Raw genomic sequence first — 22,461 nt, forward strand, 5'->3', positions numbered from 1 at the left:
GGCCGCCGCTGCGGGGGCGGTCGGGCCGGGCCGGGCCGGGCACGCGGCGGCGCGGCGGTTCCCTGTCGGACACTTCCGTCACCTGCCGAAATTCGTGGTCGGGGTGGGCGTGAGGGCCGGTGCTGCGGGCGCGGCGGGCGTCGGGAGCGCCGCGGCGTCCTGGGGGGTGGGTGTGAGGGTCGGGACCGTGGCCGGGCCTGCCGCCGGGTCGGCCGACAGCGCCTCGGGGGCGAGGACGAGGGGGGCGAACGCGTCGCTCTGGAGGCCCTCGGCGGGTGAGGGGACGCCCTTCACGGTGCCGTCGGGGTCGAGGAAGGCGGGGTCGCCACCGGGGATCATGCCGAGCTCGCGGGCGCGGCGCTGGAGGGCGTCGGGGGCCGAATAGGCGTCGATGTCCCGCTGCAGGGCCTGTTCCTCGTCGGTCAGGCTCTGGGTCTCCTTCTGCAGGTCGTCGAGTCTGAACGCCCCTTCGCTGAGCGCCGAGTTCAGCACCAGGAGCCCGATGAGGCCGCCGCCGAGGAGGAGGACGACCAGGAGGACGAAGGGGGTACGGGCGGCCTGGTTGCGGCCACCGGCTCCTGGGATGAGGCGTGCGAGGCGGGCCGCGCGCCCCCTCAGTGGGGGTTTCCTACTCACTCACCCTCCCCTGAGTCCGGTTTCCCAACCGACTCATCCGCCTGCGAGTCCGGTTTCCCAACCCACTCATGCCCCTCACGCCCTCACGCCCCTACTCAACGTCTTCCCTGACTCGCTGGGCTCCGCGCAGTCGCGCCGGTGCCGCTCGCCGGTTCTCGGCGACCTCTTCCTCGGTGGGAAGTTCGGCACCGCGGGTGAGCAGCTTGAGCCGCGGCTGGTAGCGCTCGGGGACGACCGGCAGGCCGGGGGGCGCGGTGGTGGCGGCGCCGGCCGCGAACACCTGCTTGACCAGCCGGTCCTCCAGCGAGTGGTACGACAGCACGGCGATCCGTCCGCCCACGTCGAGCGCCTTCACAGCGGCCGGGATCGCCCGCTCCAGCACGGAGAGTTCCCCGTTGACCTCGATCCGCAGGGCCTGGAAGGTGCGCTTGGCCGGGTTGCCGCCGGTGCGCTTGGCGGCCTGCGGCAGCGCGTCCCGGATCAGCTCCACGAGCCGGGCGCTGTTGCTGAATGGCTCCTTCTCGCGCTCCCGCACGATCGCGGAGACGATCCGCTTGGCCTGCTTCTCCTCGCCGTACGACCGCAGGATCCGGACGAGTTCGCCCGGCGGGTAGGTGTTGAGTACCTCGGCGGCGCTGATGCCGGTCGTCTGGTCCATGCGCATGTCCAGCGGCGCGTCCTGGGCGTAGGCGAAGCCGCGGTCGGCCTCGTCGAGCTGCATGGAGGAGACGCCGAGGTCGAAGAGGACGCCCTGCACGCGCGCGATGCCGAGCCGTTCCAGTACGTCCGGCAGCTCGTCGTACACGGCGTGCACCAGGGTGGCCCGCTCGCCGAAGGGGGCGAGCCGCTCGCCGGACAGGCGCAGGGCCTCCTTGTCCCGGTCCAGGGCGACGAGCCGCGCCTCGGGGAACTGCCTGAGCAGGGCTTCGCTGTGGCCGCCGAGGCCGAGCGTGCAGTCGACGACCACCGCTCCGGGGGCCTGGAGGGCGGGGGCCAACAGGTCCAGGCACCGCTGGAGCATCACCGGGACGTGTCGATCGCTCAAGGGGCCCTCTCAGATCCGGCGGGCCCGTACGCACCGCCGGGTCCCCGCCCGCTCGAGAAGGGGAAGGCCTGCCGGCGCCGGAAGCGTCAGCCGACCGGGAGCGGGAGGAGGCCGAGCCGTACGTACGCGCCGCGCACGCGAGGAGATCTCCGGAACATCACCGGGGTCTCCGGGGGAATTCAGTCCAGCAGGGGGAGTCTCGCCTCCCGCTTCGCGTCACTTTAGTCCACGCTGTCTCGCGGTCAATCAACCGGCCTGCGCGTCGCGGCTCGGGGCGCGAAGGAAGCGGCCGGGCGCGGAAAACCACTCGTCCGGGCGCTCCCCGGTCACGCTTGTGGGTTACCTCACAACAAGGTTCATTGATGTTCTTTGTCCTCTCTCACAGCGGGCCCGGAACGGACGTGACCAGTACCGTCATGGGTATGACGACCTCCGCATCAGTTCCCGCTGGACCCGAAGGCGCCATATCGAGTGGCACCGTCACCGATCGTCTCGTAGAGGCCAACGCGCGGTACGCCGCCGCCTTCACCGACCCGGGTATGGACGCCCGTCCCGTGCTGCGCGTCGCCGTGGTGGCCTGTATGGACGCCCGCCTCGACCTGCACGACGCGCTCGGCCTCGACCTGGGCGACTGCCACACCATCCGCAACGCGGGCGGCGTGGTCACCGACGACGTGATCCGCTCCCTGACCATCAGCCAGCGCGCGCTCGGCACCCGCAGCGTCGTTCTCATCCACCACACCGGCTGCGGCCTGGAGACCCTCACCGAGGAGTTCCGGCACGACCTGGAGATGGAGGTCGGCCAGCGGCCCGCGTGGGCGGTGGAGGCCTTCCGGGATGTCGACCAGGACGTACGGCAGTCGATGCAGCGCGTGCGCACCTCGCCGTTCCTGCTGCATACCGACGACGTCCGGGGCTTCGTATTCGACGTGAAGACGGGCCGGCTGCGCGAGATCGACCCCGCGTAACCGGCTGCGGAGCCCGCGTAACCGGCCGCCAAAGCTGTCGTTTCGCTGTTGATTTCTGGTTCTGGGGTGCCCAAACGGCCATAAGACCGGCAAATCGCGGCCAGTTGTCCACAGTCGAGTGACACGAATCGGTAACGGCAGCAAGAATGCGAGTGTGACGTCACGCGGAACTATTCACGCGTGGTGTCCGTGTTCCAGGGGTGGGCCGGTCCGCAGCACAGCGCGACGGCCCGGACAGAACGGGCCGAGGAGGGCCGGGTGACGACCTATGACGATCGAGCGAGCCTCACTGATCTGACCGCCACTGTGGAGCGTGTCCGCAGTTCGGTGGAAGGAGTGATCGAGGGCAAGCCCGAGGTCGTACGGCTTTCGCTGACCGTGCTGCTCGCCGAGGGGCATCTTCTGATCGAAGACGTTCCAGGTGTGGGCAAGACAATGCTGGCAAAGGCGTTGGCGCGGTCCATCGACTGTTCGGTGCGGCGTATCCAGTTCACGCCCGACCTGCTGCCCTCGGACATCACCGGTGTGTCCATCTGGGATCAGCAGCGCCGTGACTTCGAGTTCAAGCCCGGCGCGATCTTCGCGCAGATCGTGATCGGCGACGAGATCAACCGCGCCTCGCCGAAGACGCAGTCCGCGCTGCTGGAGTCCATGGAGGAGCGCCAGGTCACCATCGACGGGCAGACCTACGAGCTGCCGAGCCCCTTCATGGTGGTGGCCACGCAGAACCCGGTCGAGATGGAGGGCACCTACCCGCTGCCGGAGGCCCAGCGCGACCGTTTCATGGCCCGTGTCTCCATCGGCTACCCGAGCGCGGACGCAGAGCTGCAGATGCTGGACGTGCACGGCGGGGTGAACCCCCTGGACGACCTCCAGCCGGTGGCCCATGCGCACGAGATCGTGAAGCTGGTCGAGGCCGTGCGCGAGGTGCACGTCGCCGAAACGGTCCGGCGGTACGCCGTCGAGCTGGTCGCCGCCACGCGCAGCCACCCCGACCTCAGACTCGGCGCCTCCCCGCGCGCGACGCTGCACCTGCTGCGCGCGGCGAAGGCGTCGGCCGCCCTCAGCGGCCGGGAGTACGCACTGCCGGACGACATCCAGGCCCTCGCCGTGGCCGTGCTGGCCCACCGGCTGCTGCCCACCGCCCAGGCCCAGCTCAACCGCCGTACGGCGGAGCAGGTCGTGCAGGAGATCCTGCAGCGCACCCCGGTTCCCGCGGCGCCCCAGCAGCAGCCCGGCCTCGGCCTGGCCCACGGCGCGACGGCGTACGGCTCACAGCCGCCGCGGAGGCTGTGATGACCACCGGTGGCACTCCGCACGCGACGGAGGACGACCGGGGCGAGAAGAACGGTGTGCGCACGGCGCTGGCGGGGCTGACCACGCGGGGACGCTCCTTCCTGGCCGCCGGAGTGGCGGCGGCGATCTGCGCGTACGTCCTCGGGCAGAGCGATCTGCTGCGGGTCGGCCTGCTGCTGGCCGCCCTGCCCCTGGTCTGCGCGACCGTGCTCTACCGCACCCGCTACCGGGTCGCCGGCAGCCGCCGGCTCTCCCCCGCGCGCGTGCCCGCCGGCAGCGAGGCCCGGGTCCATCTGCGGATGGACAACGTCTCGCGGCTGCCCACCGGCCTGCTGATGCTCCAGGACCGGGTGCCGTACGTCCTCGGCCCGCGCCCCCGGTTCGTCCTGGACCGGGTGGAGGCGGGCGGCCGGCGCGAGGTGTCCTACCGCGTCCGCTCCGACCTGCGTGGCCGCTACCCGCTCGGGCCCCTGCAACTGCGCCTGACCGACCCGTTCGGCATGTGCGAACTGACCCGGTCCTTCTCGACGTACGACACCCTGACCGTCATCCCGCGCGTGGAACCGCTGCCGCCGGTGCGGCTCACCGGCGAGGCGAAGGGGTACGGCGACGGGCGGCAGCGCTCGCTGGCGCTGGCCGGCGAGGACGACGTGATCCCGCGCGGGTATCGCTACGGCGACGATCTGCGCCGGGTGCACTGGCGCCTGACCGCGCGCTACGGCGAGTTGATGGTGCGCCGCGAGGAGCAGCCGCAGCGCTCCCGGTGCACGGTGCTGCTCGACACCCGGGGCCTCGCCTATCAGGGCGCGGGCCCCGACTCGGCCTTCGAGTGGGCCGTGTCCGGCGCCGCGTCCGTGCTGGTGCACATGCTCGAACGGGGCTTCTCGGTGCGGCTGTTGACGGACACCGGGACCTCGGTGCCCGGCGAGGGCGCCGAGGGGTTCGCGGGCGCGAGCCAGGAGTCGGCGGACGCGGCCGGGCTGATGATGGACACCCTCGCGGTGGTCGACCACTCCGACGGCGCGGGTCTGTCGCGCGCGTACGACGTGCTGCGCGGCGGCAACGAAGGGCTGCTGGTGGCCTTCCTCGGCGATCTCGACGAGGAGCAGGCCGCGGTGGCCGCGAAGATGCGCCAGCGCAGCGGAGGCGCGGTCGCCTTCCTGCTGGACAGTGACACGTGGGTGCGGGAACCGACCGATGTCCCCGGGCCGTTGGACGGTAGCGAGGAGCGGCTGCGGATGCTGCGTGAGGCCGGCTGGACGGCGGTGAGCGTGCCGCGGGGCGCTTCGCTGAACGAGCTGTGGCGTCGGGCGGACCGCGAGCGCACGGGTCTGGCCGCGGCCGGCGGGGAGGGGCGGTCATGAGCGGACGGGCACGACTGGCGCTGTGCGCCTGGGCGGCCACGCTGATGTCGGCATGCGCCCTGCTCCCGCTGGTGGACCCGGCGACCTGGCTGCTGCAGGCGGCCTTCCTGCTGGCGATCCAGACGGGCGTGGGCGCGGCGACCCGACGCGTGCCACTGGCCCGGCCGCTGACCGTGGCCGTGCAGGTGCTGGTCACGCTGATGCTGCTGACCCTGGCCTTCGTCCGTGAGCAGGCCCTCGTCGGCCTGATCCCCGGGCCGGACGCCTTCCAGCAGTTCGGCGTGCTGCTCCAGCAGGGCGCGGACGACATCAACCGCTACTCGATCCCGGCGCCGCTGAACCCCGGCATCCGGCTGATGCTGGTCGGCGGCGTCCTGATCATCGGGCTGGCGGTGGACATCCTCGCGGTGACGTTCCGCGCCGCGGCCCCGGCCGGACTGCCGCTGCTCGCGCTGTACTCGGTCGCGGCGGGGCTGTCCGACGGCGGCGCCGACTGGCTGTGGTTCGTGGTCGCCGCCGCGGGCTACCTGACGCTGCTCCTCGCCGAGGGACGTGACCGGCTCTCCCAGTGGGGCCGGGTCTTCGGCGGGGCCCCGCGCACCCCTGGCGTGGAGTCCGGGGGCGCGGTGGCACCGATCCGCACCGGCAGACGGATCGGCGTGGTCGCGCTCGGCCTCGCCCTGGTGGTGCCGCTGGCTCTGCCCGCGATGAACGGCGGCCTGCTGGACGGCGCCGGGACGGGCGTCGGCTCCGGCAACGGAGGCGGCGGCACGATCTCCGCGGTCAACCCGCTGGTCTCCCTGCGCGACAGTCTGAACGTGGACGAGGACCGCCAGGTCCTGTCCCTGCGTACCGTCCCGGAAGACGCCTCGGACCTGTATCTGCGGATCGTGTCCCTGGACGAGTTCGACGGCACGACGTGGAAGCCGGCCCGGCGCGATATCAACGCCGTGCCGGACGAGTTCCCGACACCGCCGGGCCTCGAGCCCGATGTCCGGCGCTCGGTGGTCCAGAGCCGCATCACGGCGGCCGACTGGTACGCCCAGGACTGGCTGCCGATGCCGTACCCGCCGAGCGGCGTCGACATCGACGGCACCTGGCGGTACGAACCCGTGGGCATGACCCTGGTCGGCGACCGCGGCCAGAGCACCCGCGGCCAGACGTACGAGGTGACGAGCCTCGACGTGCAGCCGACGGCGGATCAGCTGGCCTCGGCCCCGGAGGCCGAACCGCCGCTGAAGCGCGAGTACACCCAGCTGCCCGAGTCGCTGCCGGCGGTGGTGTCCGAGACGGCCCGCGAGGTCACCGAGGGCTCGGAGAACCACTACCAGGAGGCGGTCAAGCTGCAGGAGTACTTCTCGCTGACCGGCGGCTTCCAGTACGACACCCAGGTCCAGGTCGGCAGCGGCTCCGCGGCGATCGCCCGCTTCCTCAAGGACAAGCAGGGCTTCTGCGTCCACTTCTCCTTCGCGATGGCGGCGATGGCCCGCAGCCTGGGCATACCCGCCCGGGTGGCGGTGGGCTTCGCGCCCGGTTCACAGCAGGCGGACGGTTCGGTGTCGGTGTCGCTGAGGGACGCGCACGCCTGGCCCGAGCTGTACTTCGAGGGCGTGGGCTGGACCCGCTTCGAGCCGACGCCGACGCGGGGTACGACGCCGGAGTACACGCAGCCGGACGCCCCCGGCAGCACGCTTCCGGAGGTGTCACAGCCGACCCAGTCCACGAGCGCCGCGCCGTCCGCGTCGACGTCGGCGAGCGAGTCCTGCACGCCGGAGCAGAAGAAGCTGGAGGCCTGCCCGAGCGAGTCCCAGGCGGCCGCACTGACCGGTGGCGACGACGGCCGGAGATGGTACGTCGTGCTGGCCTGGATCCTCGGCGGGCTCGCGGCGGTGGCGATCCCGTTGGCGCCGATGCTGTGGCGGCTACGCATCCGGTCCGTACGGCTCGGGGCGCACGGCCGCAGCGAGGCCGGCACGGCGCTGCACACCCTGGCGGTCTGGCAGGAACTGACGGACACGGCCTGGGACTTCGGCATCGCGCCGGAGGAGTCGCAGACTCCGCGCAAGGCGGCGGCCCGTATCGTCCGGCTCGGTCAGCTCGATCCGACGGCCGCGGCCTCGGTGCACCGGGTGGCGGACGCGGTGGAGCAGGTGCTCTACGCCCCGCACCCGCGCCCGACGGCGGGCCTCGCGGACGATGTCCGCCGGGTCATCGGCACCCTGCGGAGCACCGTCGACCGCGGCACCAAGCTGCGCGCGCTGTTCGTTCCACGGTCGGCCGTACGGGTGGTCTGGGCGGCGTCGGCCTGGTGGACCGGCCTCACGGCACGCGCGGCAGCCGCCCGACCGAACCTACGCAAGCCGTCGGGGCAGCAGAGCTGAGGGCTTGGTGGGCAGGCCCTAAGCCGTGCCCGGTCGTGGAACCTGGCTGAATCCGCTCCCTCGGGCCCCGCCCTCCGAAGCCTCAGCGCCTCGGAGGGCGGGGCCTCGCCGCGTGCCGGACTGCGACCGGAGGGCATGCGTGAGGGGGTGACCACCCGGTGGTGGGCACCCCCTCACGCCATGCTCAGAAGAGTATGGGCGTGGAGCTAATGGCCGCCGCCCTGTTCATCCCGGCGGCGCTGCCAACGCTGTTCGATACGGTCCATCATGGAGCGCCGCTGCCGTCCCTGACGGCTCGCGGGCTGGGCACCCGCGGCGGGCTGCTCGCCCGGCTTGGGAGCCTTGCGCCAGCCGGTCACGGCGAGTACCGCACAGCCCAGCATGACGAGGAAGCCCACCACGCTGAGCCAGACCTGCTTGGCGACCATTCCTGCCATGAGGAGCGCGATACCTACGAGGAAGCCCGCGACCGCCTGGTAGACCCGTCGCCGGGTGTACGTGCGCAGCCCGCTTCCCTCAAGCGCTGTCGCGAACTTGGGATCTTCGGCGTACAGCGCTCGCTCCATCTGCTCGAGCATTCGCTGCTCGTGCTCCGAGAGCGGCACGGAGTCCTCCTCATCGTGCAGTCGCCGGGGCGACCCGGGGGGTCCCTTCAGGATAGGCAGGGAATCGCCCCCGTGAAACCCGCCCCTCTACGCCAATTGGCCAACCGGAATCCGCCATGGACGTCCCGGCCCGCTGAGACTTCCATTCCCCAGCAGCCGACCCGTCATGCCGGGCGGTCTCCCTCGATCATACGGCGCAGAGCGCCCGATCGGGGGGCCTGTGGCGTACTCCATGTGCAGCCAAGTCCCTGATCAGCGCCTCACCACGGGAGATGACTCAGGCCTCGAGCGCACCCCGGGTCTCACCGAGCACATGAAGCTGCGTGGCCACGGAGTGGAACGCCGGGAGCTCGGCGGCGGCCGCCTCCAGCCTGAGCAGCGCGTCCAGGGCACCGGGCTCGGTGTCCACGAGCGCGCCGGGGACGAGGTCGGCGAAGACGCGTACGCCGTGCACGGCGCCCACGCTCAGGCCCGCGGCCTCGACCAGATCGGTGAGCTGCTTCGCGGTGAAGCGGCGCGGCATGGGGTCGCCGGTGCCCCAGCGGCCGTCGGGGTCGTCGAGGGCCTGCCGGGCTTCCTTGAAGTGCCCGGCGAGCGCCCGCGCGAGCACGGCGCCGCCGAGGCCGGCGGCGAGCAGGCTCAGGACGCCCTCGGGACGCAGGGCGGCCACGGCGTTGCGGACGCCCTCGGCCGGGTCGTCCACGTACTCCAGGACTCCGTGGCACAGCACGACGTCGTAGCCGCCCCGCTCGACCACGTCGAAGAGGCCGTGGACGTCGCCCTGCACACCCTGCACACGGTCGGCGACGCCGGCCTCGGCCGCGCGGCGCTCCAGGGCGAACAGGGCGTTCGGGCTGGGGTCGACGACGGTGACACGGTGGCCGAGGCGGGCCACGGGCACCGCGAAGTTGCCGCTGCCGCCGCCGGTGTCAAGGACGTCAAGGACCTGCCGGCCCGTGGCCTTCACCCAGCGGTCGAGGGCGTCCTGGAGGACCTCCCAGACCACCGCGGTACGGAGCGAGCCACGGGGGCGAGAGGGGTCGGAGCGCAGCGGCGTCGATTCGGGGCGGTGGGAGACGGGCGGGCGCATCGGGTCCGACACGGCAGTTGACTCCTCGGCGCGGCACCGCCTCACGCGGCGGAGCGAACGGGCTGCCTCCCGGCCCCGGCAACGGGAGAAGGAAGGCGTCAGGCGCCCTCCACCCTATTGCCTCCGGCACCGCACCTGGTCACTGCGGTGCGCGGCATTGCGTCGCGCTGAGCGCCCGGCTCCGGGCTCCCGGGCACGCCATGCTGTCCCGCACCCGGGCTGTGGCACGCCCGGGCAGAATGCCGTCTGCTCAGCTCTGCCCCGCCCGAACAGGAGCCCCCGTCAGCCCGCGTCCGGCATGTCCCGTGGCTCGGCCCGTTCTTCCTCCTCCGGCTGATCCCCGTCCTGACGTGGCTGCGGCAGGACCGGCTGGAGGACCAGCATCCGCTCGACCAGGCGGAGGAACATCGCCACGTCGCGTATCAGGTCGTCGGCGTCGCGGCGGGTGGCCGCGCCCTGGATGCCGGCCTCGGCCCGGGCACGGCGCCGGGCTCCGGAGGCGAACAGGGCGCTCCATTCGGTGAGCTCGGGCGCGATTTCGGGGAGCACTTCCCATGCGCTCCTGATGCGGGCCCGGCGTCGTGAAGTGGGCTCCGGGCGCCCGCGGGCGGCAAGCACGGCGGCGGCTGTGCGCAGAGCCGCGAGGTGGGCGGTCGCATAGCGCTCGTTCGGCGTTTCCAGAACGGCGGCCTCGTCCAGTCCGGCACGGGCCTGGGCGAGCAGGTCGAGGGCGGCGGGCGGGGCCGTCGCCCGGCGCAGCACGGGGTGCACGTCGCTCGCCGGGCCGGTCAGTGAGGGGGCAGGGCCGGAGGCGCGGCGCCGGCGGGCGGCTGCTGCGTGATAGCTGGCCATGACGAACCTCCTGTCGTCTGTGGTCGGCACGCTATGAGGTGCCGTATGTGCCCATCGTGAGGTATGGCACTGACAATCCGTTCTGACCTGGGCTTTTGCTTCGATCGACAGTTCGGGCTAACTTTTGCACTGACCAGTCAGTTCAAATACCGAAGTTGGGGGAGCCATGGGCGGACTCGCTGTCATGGCCCGGGACTTCGGCCTCGAGGGACCCCGCGGCTGGGCTTTCCGCGGGGTCTCCTTCGAGGCGGAGCCCGGCTCGCTCGTCGCGGTCGAGGGGCCGTCCGGGTCCGGGCGCACCTGCCTGCTACTCGCACTCACCGGGCGGATGAAGGCCACGGAAGGGCTGGCCTGCGTCGGCGAGTTGGGGCTGCCGAAGCGGATGGCGGCGGTACGCCGGGTCAGCGCGCTGGCGCACGTCGCCGGGGTCACCGACCTGGACCCGGCCTTGACCGTCGGGGAGCACCTGCGCGAACGGGCTCTGCTGCAGCGCCGGTTCGGAGACTCGCTGCGTGCTCTGACCCAACCCCGAGCGGCTCGGATCGCCGAGGCCGGGCTGCGGATCGACGCCGCTCTGACCGCCGTAGGACTGGACCGGGAGGCGCTGCCCAAGGGTTCCCGGACGGCCGTACGCGATCTGGAGCGTCTGGAGGCGTTGCGGCTGTCCCTGGCCCTGGCCCTCATCGGGCGCCCGCAGTTGCTTGGCGTCGACGACGTCGATCTCAAGCTGTCGGACGCCGAGCGGGAGGAAGCCTGGGGGCTGCTGCGGTCCCTCGCCGCGTCGGGGACGACGGTGATGGCGGTGTGCAGTCAGGCCCCGGAGGACGTGCTCAAGGTGACCACACGCGAGGAGGGGGAAGCCGATGCGCTCGCCACGACTGGCCGCGCTTGAACTGCGGCGGTTCGGCAGGGGGAAGCTGCCGCGCGCCGCGCTGGTCGCGCTCCTGCTGCTGCCGCTGCTGTACGGCGCGCTGTACCTGTGGTCGTTCTGGGATCCGTACGGCCGTCTGGACCGGATCCCGGTGGCGCTCGTGAACGACGACAAGGGGGCGACGGCCGACGGCAAGAAGCTCACCGCGGGCGAGGACATCACGGAGGGGCTGCGCGACAGCAAGGTCTTCGACTGGCGCGAGGTGAGTGCCGACGAGGCCCGGGCGGGGGTCGAGGACGGCACGTACTACCTGTCGTTGACCATGCCCGCCGACTTCAGTGCCCGTATCGCCTCCAGTGCGGGCGAGTCGCCCGAGACGGGCGCGCTTCAGGTGCGGACGAACGACGCGAACAACTACATCGTCGGGCAGATCTCGCGGACGGTGTTCGGCGAGGTGCGCCAGGCCGCGTCCACGAAGGCGTCGCGGTCCTTCCTCGACAAGATCTTCATCTCGTTCTCCGACATCCACGGACAGACGGTCAAGGCGGCGAACGGGGCCGACAAGCTCAAGGGCGGCATCGGCAAGGCGGAGAAGGGCTCCAAGGATCTCGCGGCGGGTCTGAAGGACGCCAAGGACGGCAGCGGCACGCTCTCCAAGGGCCTCAAGAAGCTCACCAAGGGCGCGGGCGACCTGGAGGACGGCTCGCAGCAGGTCGCGGAGGGCACACAGACGCTCGCCGACAAGGTCAACGGAGTCGACGACAGGATCGGGCCCTTCCTGAAGGGCAACGAGAAGACCATCGGTGACACCGCCCGGCTGGTCGCCGACTCGTCCGGCGCGATCCGCAACCACCTCGGCGCCCTGGTGAAGGCCGCACCGGTCGCCTCCAAGGGCGCCCACGCGGGGGCCGAGACGCTGGACGGCATACACAAGAGGCGCTGCGAGGACGCCGTCCTGGCCGACGCCGCCTGTGCCGACCTGAAGAAGGCCGAGCAGCTCGCGACCGACGTGGCGAAGATCGCCGACGACCTCAACACGCTGATCGCCGACCAGGACGGCGACCTGAAGAAGCTCGACAAGAACCTCGCCACGCTCCAGAAGCAGGCCCAGGCACTCGCCGACCGGGCACCGCATCTCTCCGAGAACCTCGACGACGCCGTCACCAAGATCAACGAGCTCAACAAGGGCGCCGCGAAGGTCGCCGCGGGTGCCAAGAAGCTGCACTCGGGGCTCGGCACCGCCAAGACCGGCGCGATCGACCTGGACGAGGGCGTCGGGGAGCTGAGGACCGGCGCGGACGACCTCAGCGGCGGCATGTACAAGCTCGTCGACGGCTCGGGGAAGCTCGCGGGCGGGCTGCACGACGGCGCCGAGCAGATCCCCGACTACGGCACGCGGGACCGCGACCGGCGCACCCAGGTGATGGCGGACCCGGTCCGGCTCGTCTCCGAGGACCTGCACAAGGCGCCCAACTACGGCACGGGTTTCGCCCCGTACTTCATCCCGCTGTCCCTGTGGGTGGGCGCGATGGTGGCCTACATGCTGATCACGCCGATGAACCGGCGTGCGCTCGCCGCCGGTGCCTCGGCCTGGCGGATCGCGCTGGCCGGCTGGCTGCCGGTGGTGGCGATCGGGGTGCTCCAGTCCGTCGCCCTGGTCGCGGTGCTGCATTGGGCGGTCGGCCTGGAGATGGCGCGGGCGGCCGGGACGGTGGGCTTCCTGTTCCTGGTGGCGGCCTGCTTCGCGGCGATCGTGCAGTGGCTGAACGCCCGCTTCGGAGCGGCGGGCCGGATTCTCGTCCTGGCGTTCCTGATGCTCCAGCTGACGTCCGCGGGCGGCACATACCCGGTGCAGACGAGTCCGGGCTTCTTCAACGCGATCCATCCGTTCCTGCCGATGAGTTACGTCGTCGAGGCCCTCAGGAGGCTCATCACGGGCGGCGGCCTGGAACCGGTGTGGCACGCGTGCGTGGTGCTCACCGCCTTCACCGCGGGCGCCCTCGCCCTGACCGCCCTGTCGGCCCGCCGCCGCCAGGTGTGGACGCTGGACCGGCTGCACCCGGAGCTGACCCTGTGAGCCCCGCGGTGACGCCTCCGGTGACTCCGGCGGGGCCGGCTCCTGTGAGAATCGGGGCCATGGAACGCAGCAGCGCCACGTCGGGCGTCAGTACGCGCCGCGAGGCCACCCGGCAGAAGCTCTACGAGGCAGCCGTCACGCTCATCGCCGAGCAGGGCTTCTCCGCCACCACCGTGGACGAGATCGCCGAACGCGCCGGGGTCGCGAAGGGCACGGTCTACTACAACTTCGCCAGCAAGTCGGTCCTCTTCGAGGAGTTGCTGCGGCACGGCGTGGGCCTCCTCACCGCCTCCCTCCGGGAGGCGGCCGACAGCACGGCGCGGGAGGGCGGCAGCAGGGTCGACGCCCTGGACGCGATGATCCGGGCCGGACTCGTCTTCATCGACCGCTATCCGGCGTTCACCCAGCTGTATGTGGCCGAGCTGTGGCGCACCAACCGGTCCTGGCAGTCCACCCTCATGGTGGTCCGGCAGCAGGCCGTGGCGGTCATCGAGGACGTGCTGCGTGCGGGCATCGAGGCCGGCGAGTTCAGCGACGAGATCGACATCCCGCTGACCGCGTCCGCGCTGGTCGGCATGGTGCTGGTGGCCGCGCTGGACTGGCAGGCCTTCCAGCCGGAACGGTCACTGGACGATGTGCACGCGGCGCTCTCGCGGCTGCTCCAGGGGCGCGTGAGCGGCAGGAAGTAGACCGCCGACGGAAGGCGGAAGGCGCCAGGCAGTAGGCGCAATGGAAAGCGCCGGTCCGATATGGCCGCGTCCCCCGCGGGCCACCATCGAACCGGCGCTTCCTCGTGCTCCCCCGTTGTCCCCCGTATCCCCCGTTGGACCCCGTTTCGGTCGTTCCCCCGGGTCCCCCGTCTCGCTCCCGCCGACCGGGGCCGGCGGAAGGAGCGGATCGTGGCCCGCTCCGTTCCGGCGCCCCGTGTCGCCGGTGCCGGACCGTGCCCCTTTCCGTGCCCCCACTCTCTCGTTCTCGCAGGTTGGGCCCCATCCGCGCGCGTACTCATCTCACTCACTAGGTACATGTACTCAGTCCTGCGCACGCGGGCCCAGGTACTCCCTCCGGCCCGGGGCCGCTGGCGCCTGGGCCGAGGCGACCGGCGAGGCCGGGGCGACCGACCTCCCGCGACGGCATTGTCAGTGGCGGCCGATAAAGTCCCTGGCATGGCACGAATTGCGGTGATCGGCGCCGGGATGGGCGCGCTGGCGGCTGCCGCCCGGCTGGCCGTCGCGGGCCACCGGGTGGCGGTGTACGAGCGGACGGAGACGTACGGCGGTGCGGTGCGCCGCCTCGAGCGCGACGGGTTCGCCTTCGACACCGGCCCCGGGACGCTGCCGCTGCCCGCGGTCTACCGCGACCTGTTCCTCAAGACCGGCAAGGAGCCGCTGGAGGCGTGCGTCGAGCTGACCCAGGTCGACCCGTCGGCGCGGCATGTCTTCGCGGACGGCACCGAGGTGTCCCTGCCGAACGCGTCGCGCGCGGGCGTCGTCGCGGCGTTGGACGAGGCGCTGGGCGCCGGCGCGGGCGCCCGCTGGGGCGACTTCCTGGTCCGGGCCCGCGAGGCCTGGGACCGCACGCGCCGGCCGCTCCTGGAGGAGCCCCTGTGGCCGAACTGGTCGGTGCTGGCCGAGCGCGAGCCCTACCCGGCGGTCCCGCACAAGCGCCTGCTGCGCACCCGCAGGGCCGGCACACTCGCCGAGATCGCCGCCTGGGAGCTGCGCGACCCCCGGCTCACCGCCCTTTTGGAGAGCCACGCGCTGGCGTACGGCCTGGATCCGCGCGTCGCCCCGGCGAGCGCGGCCGTGCTGCCCTACATGGAGCATGCCTTCGGCACCTGGTATGTCCGCGGCGGTATGCGGGAGTTGGCGCGCGCGGTGTACGAGCGGTGCCTGGCCCGCAAGGTCGAGTTCCACTTCGGTGCCGAGGTCACCGGGGTCGTGGAGAAGGACGGCCGGGCGGCGGGCGTGGAACTCGCCGACGGGAGTGTGGCGGAGGCGGACACGGTCGTCGGTAACGGCCCCTGGCGCGTGGCCGATCTGCTGCGCGGGCACGCGTTGTACCCACCGGAGGCCGTCGAGCCCCACCCCGAGGGCATGGCCCCCGGCCGGGTCGTGGTCTGCCTGGCGCTGCGCGGAGCGCGGGAGGCGGGGGCCGCGCACCGCACGGTGGTACACACCCCGGACCGGGAGGGCGAGTTGGACCTCTTCGGGCTGGGTGAGCCGCCCGCTCGGCCGACGGTCCGGATCGACCGGCCGGACGACCCGGCGCTGCGTCCCGACGACGCCCACGAAGCGGTGGTGCTCACGGCGACGGTGCCGTCCCTGACACACCACGACTGGACCGCGCCCGGCGCCGCCGACGCCTTCGCGGACCGGATGGTCAACGAGGCCGAGCGCGCGATACCGGGGCTGCGCGAGCGGACACTGTGGCGCGAGGTCCGTACGCCGGAGCACACCCGCCAGGAGACCGGCGCCGAGGGCGGTGGCGTCCCCGCACCCGCGCTGGCCGCGGCGGAGGGGACCATGCTGCACCCGGCCAACAGCACAGCGATACCAGGGCTGTTCACGGTCGGCGGTTGGTCGCACCCCGGCGGAGGTCTCCCGCACGCGGGCATGTCGGGAGCGCTGGTCGCCGGACTGATCGTCGAGGGACCGGACTTCCGGGGCTCTCAGTGAGCTGAGGGCGCCTCAGAACCGGTACTGCTGCTCGTCGTATCCGTTCCCCTGCGGCTGCCCGTCGCCCTGGTACGGATACGGCTGTTCCGGCGGCAGTTCGCCGCCGTAGGCCTCGTCGGTGCGCTGCTGCGGAACCCACACACCGCCGGGCGGGGTCTGCGAGCCGTACTCGCCGGTGGCGTACTGGTCCTGGCCGTAGCCCTGCTGGCCGTACTGCTGCTGGCCGCCGTAGGTGGCGTTGGCGTCGTACCCGGAGCCGTCGTAGGTCTGGGTGCCGATGTACGGGTCGGAGTAGGCGGCGTACTGCTGCTGGCCGTTGGCGTCGTAGCCGTACTGCTGCTGGTCGTAGCCCGAGTAGTCGTACGCGTAGGCCTGGTCGGCGCCCTGGGCCGCCGCCGCGTACTGGTCCTGGGTCTGGCCGGCGGCCGCGTACGACGGGTCCGCGCCGGCCGGGTAGGCGGAGGTGTCGCTGTATATGCCGTAGGAACCGGTGTCGTCCGGCAGGGGCTGGGGCTCGTAGACCGAGGTCGTCTCGGCGGCCGTGGGATCGGTGGCGCGCGCCGGGGTGAAGACGTCGTCGCGGTCGTAGTCGTCGTCCTGGTCGTAACCGGCGTTGCCCTGGCCGTACTTGAGGTTGTCGGGGCCGTAACCGCCGTCGGCCGCTTGGAGGTCGGTGACCTCCAGCGTCGGGTCCTGGCGGTCCGGCTCACCGCGGCGGCGCTTGCTCCCGCCGAACGACGGACGGCCAGCGACCGCCCAGCCGGCCGCGAAGCCGCTGCGGAAGGACAGCGTCACGTACGTCTGGCCGACCGCGAAGGCAGCCGCTCCCAGACCGATGACGATCACGTTGGCGAGCAGCACACCGAGGACGACGCCGAGGAAGCCGACGAAGGCGAGCACCCGCCAGCGCAGCCGTGCCTTGTACTGCAGCAGCACCTCGCCGAGCAGCCACAGCGCGACGATGCCGAACGCGATGTAGAGGACCGTCCAGCCCATGTACGCCCCTCTCCCAGTGGCCGCTACGCAGTGTGTCGTATACCGGTGTGGCCGGTCTAGGCCTGCGGTGGGTGGTGCAGGCCCAGGTTTTCGTAGATTTCCAGTGTCGCCGTGGAGTTGTTGAGAGTGATGAAGTGCAACCCGGGCACTCCCTCGGCCAGCAGCCGCGCACAGAACTCCGTGGCGAACTCGATCCCGATCGAGCGTACAGCGGCCGGATCGTCTTTTGCTGTGAGGATCCGCTCTTTCAGAACGGCCGGGATGGCCGCGTTGCTGAGCTGCGGCAACCGCTGCAGCATCTTGACGCTGGTGACCGGCATCACCTCGGGAATGACCGGGGTCGCGCAGCCGGCGGCCTCGACACGGTCACGCAGACGCAGATACGACTCCGGCTGGAAGAACATCTGCGTGATCGCGTAGTCGGCGCCGGCCCGGCACTTGTCGACGAAGTGCGCGACGTCCGTGTCCCAGTCGGCGGAGCGCGGGTGCATCTCCGGGAAGGCGGCGACGCCGACACAGAAGTCGCCCGACTCCTTGATGAGCTGGACGAGTTCGGCGGCGTAGGCGAGGCCCTTCGGGTGCGGCACCCAGTCGCCCATGGGGTCGCCGGGCGGGTCGCCGCGCAGGGCCAGCATGTTGCGGATGCCGGCGTCGGCGAACTGGCCGATGACATTGCGCAGCTCGGTGACGGAGTGGTCGACCGCGGTGAGGTGGGCGACCGGCGTGAGGGTGGTGTCGGCGACGATCTGCTGCGTCTCCTTGACCGTGCTCGCTCGCGTGGAGCCGCCGGCGCCGTAGGTCACCGAGACGAAGTCGGGGGCGACCGCCTCGACCCTGCGCAGCGCGTTCCACAGGCTCCGCTCGCCCTTGGGGGTCTTCGGCGCGTAGAACTCGAACGAGTACGTCGTCTTGCCGGCTGCGAGCATGTCACGCACGGTGCGTGCGCGGTCAGTCCTGGTGGATGCGGTTCCGAGGGCCATACGGGCAGGTTAGTGGGGGCGCGTCGGTCCCCCAACCGGACCCCGGAAATTTGCCCGATTTGTCGTCTTACTGTCCACCCATCGGACAAACATTGCGTTACGCGCTACGCCGCCCTCAGCCGCTTCGCGAACTCCGCCGCCGCGGCCCCCGGATCCGCCGCCTCCGTGATGGCCCGTACGACGACGACCCGGCGGGCGCCCGCTTCCAGCACCTCGTCGAGGTTGGCCAGGTCGATGCCGCCGATGGCGAACCAGGGGCGGTCGGTGCCGAGGGCGGCGGTGTGGCGGACCAGGTCGAGGCCGGGCGCGTGGCGGCCGGGCTTGGTGGGGGTGGGCCAGCACGGGCCGGTGCAGAAGTAGTCCACGCCGTCCTGGGCCGCGGCCGCGGTCGCCTCGGACCCGGCGTGTGTCGAGCGGCCGATGAGGATGTCGTCGCCGAGGATCGCACGGGCCGCCGGGACGGGCAGATCGCCCTGGCCGAGATGGAGTACGTCGGCGCGGGCGGCGTGGGCGACGTCCGCCCGGTCGTTGACCGCGAGGAGCTTGCCGTGCCGGGCGCAGGCGTCGGCGAAGACCTGAAGGTGCTCCAGTTCCTCCGCCGCCTCCATGCCCTTGTCCCGCAGCTGCACGATGTCGACGCCGCCCGCCAGGACCGCGTCGAGGAACTCGGGCAGGTCGCCCTGGCTCTTGCGGGCGTCCGTGCACAGGTAGACGCGGGCATCGGCGAGCCGGTCGCGCGGCGTGGCGGCGGTGTCGGGCATGGGTGTCCCCTGTTTGTCGGTGGCGCAACGGGCCACGGTGATGGTCGGTGGCGTACGGGCCGCGGCGCGTGTCGTCGCGGGTGTCCGTCGGCTGCCAAGGCCGCTCGTCGGCCGCTGTGGGCCGCACTGGACCGTGGCCGTGGCCTTCGCGGGCCGCGGCCCATACGCCGGACGTGTTCAGGTCAGCGTGCGGTGATCAGACGGCGAGCGCCTGGGCGCGGCGCTTCACCTCCGTGCCGCGGTTCTCGCTCAGTGCCTGCGCGGGGGTGCCGGGCAGGCTCTCGTCGGGGGTGAAGAGCCACTCCAGCATCTCTTCGTCGGTGAAGCCGTCGTCCCGCAGGAGCGTCAGGGTCCCGGACAGGCCCTTGACCACCTTCTGCTCGGTCCCGTCGATGAAGGCGGCGGGGACGTGCAGCGCGCGGTTCTCACCACGGCGTACGGCGATGAGCTGGCCGTCCTTGACCAGCTGCCGGACGCGGGTCACCTCGACATCGAGCATTTCCGCGATGTCGGGCAGGGTGAGCCAGGCGGGGACGAGAGCATCGATCTTTGCGTCAATCTCGGTCACGGGACAAGCGTGCCATCCCGGACTGACAGTCGGAAGCCAGACCCGTCCGACCTGCGCGAACGCGTTACGCCATGACAGCCGTTGCGCCCACACGAACTCCTTACGCCGTCGCCGTCGCCGTCTTCAGCGGTCGCGCCGGATCCGAGATCAGTACCGGATTCATCTCCGCGCCCGCCTCGATCAGCCGCCGTCCCTGCGCCAGGTCCCTGGGGCGGCCCACCGCCAGCAGGGCGACCAGGCGGTTCTCGCGGAGCCAGCACACCGTCCAGGACGGGCCGGAGCGGTCGCCGCGCCACAGGGTCGTGTCGGCGGACGCGTGGTGACCGGCGTACTGGACGAAGCGGCCGAACTGCTCCGACCAGAAGTACGGGACCGGGTCGTACACCGCGGGGGCCTCGCCGATGATGTTCGCCGCGACCGTGCGCGGCCCCTGGAGGGCGTTGTCCCAGTGGTGGACCAGCAGGCGCTCGCCATACCTTCCCGAAGGGAAGGAGGCGCAGTCGCCGACCGCGTAGACGTCCGGGACGGAGGTCTGCAGCCGGTCGTCGGCCACGACCTCGCCGTGCTTGCCCAGCTTGATGTCCGAACCGGCGAGCCAGGCGGTGGCGGGCCGGGCGCCGATGCCGACCACGACCGCGTCCGCGGGCAGCCGTGAGCCGTCGTCGAGGACGACCGTGCCGGGCTCGACGCGCTCCACGCGCGCGTGCGTCCGCAGCACCGCGCCGCTGTCGGCGTACCAGGCGGCCATCGGCGCGGCCACCTCGGCGGGCAGCGCTCCCGCGAGCGGCCGGTCGGCGGCCTCCACGACGGTCACCGCGCAGCCCGCCTCGCGCGCCGCCGTGGCGAACTCCGCGCCGATCCAGCCCGCGCCGACGACCACGATGTCGTGCTGCCGGGCGAGCACCGGCCGCAGCCGCTCGGCGTCGTCCAGGGTGCGCAGCAGATGGACGCCGGGGACGCCCTCGGCGCCCGGCAGCCGGATCGGTTCCGCACCGGTGGCGAGGACCAGGACGTCGTACGGGACAGGCCCGGCCTCGGTGTCCAGCTCGTGGTCGGCGGGGCGCACACCCAGCACCTCGCGCCCCAGCTGCAGTTCGATGCCGAGCGCTTCGAAGTCCACGTCGAAGGCGGAGCCCTCGGCCTTGCCGAGCAGTACGGCCTTGGACAGCGGCGGCCGGTCGTACGGCTGGTGCGGCTCGGCGCCGATCAGCGTCACGGTGCCGGTGAAGCCCATTTCGCGCAGGGCGACGGCCGTCTGCACCCCGGCCATGCCCGCGCCGGCCACGACCACGCGTCGCGGCTGTGACGTGCCTCGTTGCTGCGTCTGCTCGCTCACCTGATCACCATAGACAACTGACGATCCGTCAGTCAGCGGCCGGGTTCAGTGACCTGCTCCACAATCCTCGTCGACCTGCTCCACCACACTCGTCCCGCTGCCCGGCTGCGACTCCCACTCCCAGGTCTCTTTGAGCCGCACCCGGCCGTCCGGCAGCTCCACGACCGTCGACACGCAGTGCCCGGAGGACGTCGTCCCGTCGCCCTTGAGCTGCACGTACCGGAAGTCGAGGCGGTCGCCCTCACGGGTACCCACCAGATGCCCGCGTACGACGTCCCCGCCCGCGTACTCGGCCCAGATCGTCCCGTCCTCCTCGTGGTAGGTGAACCGCGTGCGCGTACCCACCTGACCTGGGGCTTGGTCGGCGACAGGCGCCAGGACGAGGCCGTCGAGCGAGCGGGGCATGACAAGAGGCTCCCTTACAGAGGCGCGGAACCAAGGGCTAGGGTGGCCAACGTAGAGCACTCGCGGGAGCCCGGACGCACCGGGCTGAGAGGGAGGCTGGCGGCCTCCGACCGTACGAACCTGATCCGGGTCATGCCGGCGAAGGGAGGGGCTGGACGCCCATGTCGCATACGTCCGACACAGCTACGTTCGACAACGCCACGTCCGACACCGCGGACGTCCTTGTCATCGGGGGCGGAATCATCGGCCTGGTCACGGCGTGGCGGGCCGCGCAGCGCGGGTTCGCCACGGCCGTCGTGGATCCCGAGCCGGGCGGCGGAGCCGCGCAGGTGGCGGCCGGGATGCTGGCCGCCGTCACGGAACTGCACTACGGCGAGCAGACCCTGCTCGGCCTGAACCTCGCCTCGGCCCGCCGCTACCCGGACTTCGCGGCCGAGCTCACCGAGCTGACCGGCCACGACCTCGGCTACCGCCAGTGCGGCACGCTCGCCGTCGCCCTGGACGCCGACGACCGCGCCCATCTGCGCGAACTGCACGCGCTGCAACGGGCGTCGGGGCTGGACTCCGAGTGGCTGTCCGGGCGGGAGTGCCGGCGTCTGGAGCCGATGCTCGCGCCCGGTGTGCGCGGCGGGCTGCGCGTCGACGGCGACCACCAGATCGACCCGCGGCGCCTCGCCGGTGCGCTGGTGGCCGTGTGCGAGCGGGCCGGAGTGGTCTTCCACCGGACCTGGGCCGAGCGGCTGTCGGTCGTACGGGAGCGGGCGGCCGGTGTCGTCACGCGCGACGGCAGGGCCGTGGGCGCGGGGCAGGTCGTCCTCGCCGCGGGCAGCCTGAGCGGGCGGCTCGCGGGCGTCCCGGAGGACGTACTGCCGCCGGTACGGCCCGTGAAGGGGCAGGTGGTGCGGCTGACCGTGCCGGAGCGGTGCGCGCCGTTCCTGAGCCGGACCGTGCGCGCCGTGGTCCGCGGCAGCCATGTCTACCTGGTGCCGCGCGCGAACGGCGAGCTGGTCATCGGCGCGACCAGCGAGGAGCTGGGCTGGGACACGACGGTGACGGCGGGCGGCGTCTACGAGCTGCTGCGCGACGCGCACGAGCTGGTCCCCGGCCTCACCGAGCTGCCGCTGACGGAGACCCGGGCCGGACTGCGCCCCTGCTCCCCCGACAACGCGCCGCTGCTCGGCCCGACGGACCTCCCGGGACTCCTGCTGGCCACCGGCCACTACCGCAACGGCGTGCTGCTCACACCGGTCACCGGCGACGCCATGGCCCACGCGCTGGCCACCGGTGAACTCCCGGACGAGGCCCGCCCCTTCACCCCGAAGCGCTTCGGCGCACTCACGGAGCTGCCCGCATGATCGTCTGGATCAACGGTGAGCGTCGGGAGGTCACCGACGGCACCGCCCTCGACACCCTCGTGAAGTCCCTCACCGCGGCGCCCTCCGGAGTGGCCGCCGCCCTGAACGAAACCGTCGTCCCGCGCGCGGAGTGGTCCGCCACGTCCCTCTCCGAGGGAGACCGCGTCGAAGTCCTCACCGCCGTCCAAGGAGGCTGA

21 protein-coding genes and 1 riboswitch are annotated in these 22,461 nt (G+C 72.1%); of the genes, 10 read left to right on the forward strand and 11 right to left on the reverse strand.

Features of this window, described 5'->3' with window-relative positions; all coding sequences use genetic code 11:
* Window positions 1-78 precede the first annotated feature (78 nt).
* On the reverse strand, window positions 79-636 hold the full coding sequence (locus AB0I98_RS32995; protein ID WP_362948354.1) for a septum formation initiator family protein: 558 nt from the start codon (window positions 634-636) through the stop codon (window positions 79-81).
* 91 nt (window positions 637-727) lie between these two features.
* Window positions 728-1,681 (reverse strand): 16S rRNA (cytosine(1402)-N(4))-methyltransferase RsmH, encoded by a 954-nt coding sequence (rsmH, locus tag AB0I98_RS33000; protein WP_362948355.1) that lies wholly within the window; start codon window positions 1,679-1,681, stop codon window positions 728-730.
* A 422-nt stretch (window positions 1,682-2,103) separates the two neighbouring features.
* On the opposite strand from rsmH, the gene AB0I98_RS33005 reads away from it, so the two are divergent.
* The 4 genes from AB0I98_RS33005 to AB0I98_RS33020 all read left to right on the forward strand — a co-directional run bounded on the left by AB0I98_RS33005 (window position 2,104) and on the right by AB0I98_RS33020 (window position 7,690).
* The gene (locus AB0I98_RS33005) at window positions 2,104-2,649 is read left to right on the forward strand and encodes a carbonic anhydrase (protein WP_362948357.1); all 546 of its coding nucleotides are present in this window, start codon (window positions 2,104-2,106) and stop codon (window positions 2,647-2,649) included.
* 258 nt (window positions 2,650-2,907) lie between these two features.
* Window positions 2,908-3,945, forward strand: coding sequence for a MoxR family ATPase (locus AB0I98_RS33010; protein WP_362948359.1), 1,038 nt, complete (start codon window positions 2,908-2,910; stop codon window positions 3,943-3,945).
* Complete coding sequence (locus tag AB0I98_RS33015) at window positions 3,945-5,309, forward strand: DUF58 domain-containing protein (protein WP_362948360.1); 1,365 nt, start codon at window positions 3,945-3,947, stop codon at window positions 5,307-5,309. Before AB0I98_RS33010 ends, AB0I98_RS33015 begins: the two co-directional genes overlap by 1 nt.
* Window positions 5,306-7,690, forward strand: a complete 2,385-nt coding sequence (locus AB0I98_RS33020) for a DUF3488 and transglutaminase-like domain-containing protein (RefSeq protein WP_362948362.1) — start codon at window positions 5,306-5,308, stop codon at window positions 7,688-7,690. Before AB0I98_RS33015 ends, AB0I98_RS33020 begins: the two co-directional genes overlap by 4 nt.
* Window positions 7,691-7,896: 206 nt before the next feature.
* On the opposite strand, the gene AB0I98_RS33025 is transcribed toward AB0I98_RS33020, so the two are convergent.
* The 3 genes from AB0I98_RS33025 to AB0I98_RS33035 all read right to left on the reverse strand — a co-directional run bounded on the left by AB0I98_RS33025 (window position 7,897) and on the right by AB0I98_RS33035 (window position 10,237).
* Window positions 7,897-8,295: a DUF3040 domain-containing protein gene (locus AB0I98_RS33025; protein WP_210576139.1), complete on the reverse strand. Its 399-nt coding sequence runs from the start codon at window positions 8,293-8,295 to the stop codon at window positions 7,897-7,899.
* 277 nt (window positions 8,296-8,572) lie between these two features.
* Complete coding sequence (locus tag AB0I98_RS33030; RefSeq protein WP_362948364.1) at window positions 8,573-9,397, reverse strand: methyltransferase; 825 nt, start codon at window positions 9,395-9,397, stop codon at window positions 8,573-8,575.
* A 270-nt stretch (window positions 9,398-9,667) separates the two neighbouring features.
* Complete coding sequence (locus AB0I98_RS33035) at window positions 9,668-10,237, reverse strand: SAV_6107 family HEPN domain-containing protein (protein WP_362948366.1); 570 nt, start codon at window positions 10,235-10,237, stop codon at window positions 9,668-9,670.
* Between the two features lie 166 nt (window positions 10,238-10,403).
* Here AB0I98_RS33035 and AB0I98_RS33040 point away from each other — a divergent pair, with 166 nt between their 5' ends.
* The 4 genes from AB0I98_RS33040 (at window position 10,404) to AB0I98_RS33055 (ending at window position 15,863) form a co-directional block, all read left to right on the forward strand.
* Entirely contained in the window at window positions 10,404-11,129 is a 726-nt protein-coding gene (locus AB0I98_RS33040) for an ATP-binding cassette domain-containing protein (protein WP_362948368.1), read from the forward strand.
* The gene (locus AB0I98_RS33045; RefSeq protein ID WP_362948370.1) at window positions 11,101-13,185 is read left to right on the forward strand and encodes a YhgE/Pip domain-containing protein; all 2,085 of its coding nucleotides are present in this window, start codon (window positions 11,101-11,103) and stop codon (window positions 13,183-13,185) included. The genes AB0I98_RS33040 and AB0I98_RS33045 overlap by 29 nt, the downstream gene beginning before the upstream one ends.
* Before the next feature lie 59 nt (window positions 13,186-13,244).
* Window positions 13,245-13,874: a TetR/AcrR family transcriptional regulator gene (locus AB0I98_RS33050; protein ID WP_362948371.1), complete on the forward strand. Its 630-nt coding sequence runs from the start codon at window positions 13,245-13,247 to the stop codon at window positions 13,872-13,874.
* Between the two features lie 477 nt (window positions 13,875-14,351).
* A complete protein-coding gene (locus tag AB0I98_RS33055) occupies window positions 14,352-15,863 on the forward strand; it encodes an NAD(P)/FAD-dependent oxidoreductase (protein WP_362948373.1) in 1,512 nt (503 codons plus the stop codon).
* Window positions 15,864-15,875: 12 nt separating this feature from the next.
* On the opposite strand, the gene AB0I98_RS33060 is transcribed toward AB0I98_RS33055, so the two are convergent.
* The 6 genes from AB0I98_RS33060 to AB0I98_RS33085 all read right to left on the reverse strand — a co-directional run bounded on the left by AB0I98_RS33060 (window position 15,876) and on the right by AB0I98_RS33085 (window position 20,909).
* Window positions 15,876-16,859, reverse strand: a complete 984-nt coding sequence (locus tag AB0I98_RS33060; RefSeq protein ID WP_362948375.1) for a hypothetical protein — start codon at window positions 16,857-16,859, stop codon at window positions 15,876-15,878.
* A 56-nt stretch (window positions 16,860-16,915) separates the two neighbouring features.
* A complete protein-coding gene (metF, locus tag AB0I98_RS33065) occupies window positions 16,916-17,839 on the reverse strand; it encodes a methylenetetrahydrofolate reductase [NAD(P)H] (RefSeq protein WP_362948377.1) in 924 nt (307 codons plus the stop codon).
* A 104-nt stretch (window positions 17,840-17,943) separates the two neighbouring features.
* A complete protein-coding gene (gene thiE / locus AB0I98_RS33070; RefSeq protein WP_362948379.1) occupies window positions 17,944-18,600 on the reverse strand; it encodes a thiamine phosphate synthase in 657 nt (218 codons plus the stop codon).
* 196 nt (window positions 18,601-18,796) lie between these two features.
* The gene (locus AB0I98_RS33075) at window positions 18,797-19,168 is read right to left on the reverse strand and encodes an Rv2175c family DNA-binding protein (RefSeq protein ID WP_362948380.1); all 372 of its coding nucleotides are present in this window, start codon (window positions 19,166-19,168) and stop codon (window positions 18,797-18,799) included.
* Between the two features lie 100 nt (window positions 19,169-19,268).
* Entirely contained in the window at window positions 19,269-20,504 is a 1,236-nt protein-coding gene (locus tag AB0I98_RS33080; RefSeq protein ID WP_362948382.1) for an FAD-dependent oxidoreductase, read from the reverse strand.
* 45 nt (window positions 20,505-20,549) lie between these two features.
* The gene (locus AB0I98_RS33085) at window positions 20,550-20,909 is read right to left on the reverse strand and encodes a hypothetical protein (RefSeq protein ID WP_362948384.1); all 360 of its coding nucleotides are present in this window, start codon (window positions 20,907-20,909) and stop codon (window positions 20,550-20,552) included.
* A gap of 52 nt (window positions 20,910-20,961) precedes the next feature.
* A riboswitch (TPP riboswitch) is annotated at window positions 20,962-21,073 on the forward strand.
* On the opposite strand from AB0I98_RS33085, the gene thiO reads away from it, so the two are divergent.
* Both thiO and thiS read left to right on the forward strand, forming a co-directional pair.
* A complete protein-coding gene (gene thiO, locus AB0I98_RS33090; RefSeq protein ID WP_362948386.1) occupies window positions 21,071-22,264 on the forward strand; it encodes a glycine oxidase ThiO in 1,194 nt (397 codons plus the stop codon). (Overlaps the previous riboswitch by 3 nt.)
* The gene (thiS, locus tag AB0I98_RS33095; RefSeq protein ID WP_301979270.1) at window positions 22,261-22,461 is read left to right on the forward strand and encodes a sulfur carrier protein ThiS; all 201 of its coding nucleotides are present in this window, start codon (window positions 22,261-22,263) and stop codon (window positions 22,459-22,461) included. Before thiO ends, thiS begins: the two co-directional genes overlap by 4 nt.

It is taken from the genome of Streptomyces sp. NPDC050211, from assembly GCF_040656035.1.
Taxonomy (GTDB): Bacteria; Actinomycetota; Actinomycetes; order Streptomycetales; family Streptomycetaceae; genus Streptomyces.